This is a genomic window from Citrobacter sp. VF227, from assembly GCF_052950715.1.
The window spans coordinates 1-468 of sequence record NZ_JBRFVF010000397.1 but is presented as its reverse complement, the minus strand read 5'-3'; the positions used below and the strand labels follow the sequence as shown (position 1 = coordinate 468).

Below are 468 nucleotides of genomic sequence, written 5' to 3'. Positions count from 1 at the left end.
CCGCCAATATCTTCCGACGCCGGCGCAGCCTCGAGGTGGCGCCGGCCTGTGGCCGCCCGTCGTGCTTGTCGCTGTCCCGGGCCTGGCGCAGAGGTTGCCGTCTTCGATTTCCTGATACCTTGTCCGAGCCGCATTTGGCTGGCGCCGTAGCCGTGCCGGTGAAAGGACGTTGGCACAGCTGTTGCTCCGAACTCGCAAAACCCACAACGAAACGCTGTTGATGACGGATATTTGGCATGGCTAAGAAACAGGCTCCCGCAGCGGTGCCGCCCACCGGGCCGGATGCGGCGCCAGCGGGCAAGGGGCGACTGAAACTCATCATCCTGATCGTGGTCGCCATGTTGGTGGCCGTAGGACTTTCCGTGGGCGGCACCCTGTACTTCATGAGCAAGGGCGACGATCTGGAAGGCAGCAAGACGCAGGAGGCGGCGACTACCGTTTCCGGCAAGCAGCCGGCCATCTACGAGG

The 468-nt window shown here is 63.9% G+C and carries 1 protein-coding gene; it reads left to right on the top strand.

Features of this window, described 5'->3' with window-relative positions; translation table 11 throughout:
* Positions 1-236: 236 nt before the first annotated feature.
* A partial coding sequence (locus ACU8YC_RS26945) for a hypothetical protein (RefSeq protein ID WP_446896253.1) occupies positions 237-468 on the top strand: 232 nt, incomplete at its 3' end.